This window comes from Ideonella azotifigens, from assembly GCF_006519715.1.
Classification (GTDB): Bacteria; Pseudomonadota; Gammaproteobacteria; order Burkholderiales; family Burkholderiaceae_C; genus Ideonella; species Ideonella azotifigens.
Window position 1 is genome coordinate 1 of record NZ_VIDT01000727.1, and the last position, 2,578, is coordinate 2,578.

Annotated in this window: 4 protein-coding genes; 2 read left to right on the forward strand and 2 right to left on the reverse strand. The window is 69.4% G+C overall.

Annotation, left to right across the window (positions count from 1 at the left end; translation table 11 throughout):
• The coding region (locus FKP22_RS26870; protein WP_211361606.1) for a hypothetical protein at window positions 1-442 on the reverse strand (442 nt) is incomplete at its 3' end.
• A 109-nt stretch (window positions 443-551) separates the two neighbouring features.
• Between FKP22_RS26870 and FKP22_RS26875 the strand changes: the two genes are divergently transcribed.
• Complete coding sequence (locus FKP22_RS26875) at window positions 552-971, forward strand: VOC family protein (RefSeq protein WP_141291025.1); 420 nt, start codon at window positions 552-554, stop codon at window positions 969-971.
• Window positions 972-984: 13 nt separating this feature from the next.
• Window positions 985-1,608 carry a UPF0149 family protein gene (locus FKP22_RS26880; RefSeq protein WP_141291026.1) on the forward strand — a complete coding sequence of 208 codons (624 nt, stop codon included), beginning with the start codon at window positions 985-987 and terminating at the stop codon, window positions 1,606-1,608.
• On the opposite strand, the gene FKP22_RS32845 is transcribed toward FKP22_RS26880, so the two are convergent.
• Window positions 1,609-2,578, reverse strand: a 970-nt coding sequence (locus tag FKP22_RS32845) for a cyanophycinase (RefSeq protein WP_375140621.1), incomplete at its 5' end; no start/stop codon positions are given.

The following is a 2,578-nucleotide window of genomic DNA, read 5'->3' on the forward strand; positions in this document are numbered from 1 at the left end:
GCCACAGCACCGGCTGGCCGCCGTCGCTGCGCAGTGCGAAGCCAGGCGTCAGCTCGCGCTGGTGCACGATGAACTCGGCCAGCCGCCCGCGGCGCACTGGTTCGGCCTGGCCGAAGCTGATCAGGCCCGGCAGGGTGCCGTTCAGCGCCCAGTCGCCAACAAAGTGCTCGAATTCGGCCGCTTCGACCTCATGGCTGGCGCTGTGCAGCGCCTGCAGGCTTTGCAGTCCGGCGGCAATGCTGTCGAAGCGATGCGCGATCTCGCCCGCCAGCCGGTCCACCCGGTGCTGGTAGCGGGCGTTGGCCTCGCCCGCCAGCTGGCCCTGGCGCTGCCACACGGCGGCGGCCGTGACCAGCAGGCCGGCCAGCAGCGTGGCCAGCGCCATTGCGCTGGCAGCGGACAGGGAAAAAGGCCGCCAGAGGCGGATGAGCAAGGCGTGCATGGCGACGGGTGACGGCGGTTCCGCCCAGGGGGACGGGTCTCCAACCGCACATATCGGCCATGCCGCCCGGCAACTGGAGCGCCGCCGCCGCGCGGATTACAGTGCGGGCATGAAATACCTGCACACCATGGTGCGCGTCACGGATCTGGACGCGTCGATGCGCTTTTTCCGCGACGCGCTGGGGCTGGAAGAGGTGCGCCGCACCGAACACGCCCAGGGCCGCTTCACGCTGGTCTACCTGGCCGCCCCGGGCGACCACGACGCCCAGATCGAGCTGACCTACAACTGGGACCCGGAGGTTTACACCGGTGGCCGCAACTTCGGCCACGTGGCCTTCGCGGTGGACGACATCTACGCCACCTGCGAGCGGCTGCAGCAGCATGGCGTGACCATCCTGCGCCCGCCGCGTGACGGCCACATGGCCTTTGTGCGCTCGCCGGACCAGATCTCGGTCGAACTGCTGCAGGCCGGCGGCCGGCTGCCACCGGCCGAGCCCTGGGCCAGCATGCCCAACACCGGCAGCTGGTGAGCGGAGCGCTGTTGTGGACTATCCCCGCTATGACCCGCAATCGGCCAACACGCCGCTGAGCGACGAAGAACTTCAGGCACTGGACGACCTGCTGCACGCGCTGCCGCTGGACGGCGCGATGAACATCGAAGGCCTGGACGGCTACCTGACCGCGCTGCTGGTTGGCCCGCCGCTGCTGGACAAGCTGGCCACCGCTGATTGGTTGCCGCTGGTCTGGGGCGGTGACGCCGAAGGCGAAAGCCATGCACCGTTCCCCAGCGGACGCAAGCGCAAGCAGGCGACGGTGTGGGTGCTGCGCCACCTGCAAAACCTGGCCTGCCTGCTGCGCGACAAGCCCGACGACTGGCAGCCGATCTTCAGCGTGGCCGAGCAGGGTGAGAAGGAATACGTCAGCGCGCAGGACTGGTGCGCCGGCTTCCTCAGCGCCGTGGACCTGGACCCGGAAGCCTGGTCACCGCTGTTCGACGACCCGGCGCTGGGACCCCTGCTGGTGCCGGTGGCGCTTCTGGGCGGCGACGCGGACCAACTCAGCCCTGCCGACGCCGAGCGGCTGCAGGACATCGAGGTGGTGGACGAACTGAGCCGGCAGGTTGCCGACATGGTGGGCGTGCTCTGGGCCCACCGCCACCAAGACTGATCAAAGGCCCCCAAAACGATCCGGGGTCCGGCCGGCTGTGGCGTGGGCTTCGCTCAAGGCAGGGGCGATGTACGGGTTGCGGCTCAGCACCACGCCCTGGTCCACGTCCAGCCGGTAGAAGCCGGTCTGTGGGCGCTCGGAGAAGTCGTACAGGCTGCCCGGCTCCAGGCGCCAGACCTTGTAGCCGGTGTAGGTCACCGGGTCGTTTTCCTGGCGGCAGCCGTAGCCGGGCCGGTCGGCCAGCACGACGAAGGCGGTGTCGCCGTAGACCGTGCCCTTGCCGTCGCGGTCGATCAGCACGGCCGTGCCTTCGTTGATGCCCAGGCCCCAGGCCTCGTCCACCTCGCGGCTGCCGAGTTGGCGACACAGGAAGGCCAGCAACCGGCCCATGCGGTCGCGCTTGACGAAGTGGCTGTCGGTCAAGGTGCTTTCGAGACCCGGCCAGTTGAACAGGTTCTCGGTGAAGCTGACGCTGTTGCGGTACGGGTCGGCCAGCGCGAGCGAGGAGTTGACGCTGCCGCGGCAGCCGTCATAGACCGCCAGCGAGCCCTGGATCGCCAGCCCGGCGCTGCCGCCACCGGTGCCGCCGCCGCGCTCCACCACGGCCTGCACGGCGGCCGGGATCGGGCTGTTGCGCCACTGCACGAAGTTGCACTGGTCGCCACCGCGGAAGTACACCACCTCGGCTTGCTTCAGCGCGGCCAGCACATCAGGGTCGGCCGCGTCGCGTGCGTCGCGGATCACGATGGTGGTGCAGGAATTGACATTGGGCAACGCGTTCAGCGTGCGGCATTCGCCTTCCCAGTCGCGATAGCTGGCGCCCATCACCACCACGTCGACCGGCTCGTGGGAGAGCTGGTCCACGAAAGCCTCGAAGGAGCGGGCCTCGGGCGCGCCGTCGCCCTTCAGGTAGAAGGCCGGGCCCTGCAGCCTGGGCTGCACGTCGTCGGTGAAGCCCAGCCGGCTGATG

What these genes read in the sequence shown, in the direction of transcription:
- FKP22_RS26875 (WP_141291025.1), top strand. Translation starts at nt 552, where the DNA reads ATGAAATACCTGCACACCATGGTGCGCGTCACGGATCTGGACGCGTCG.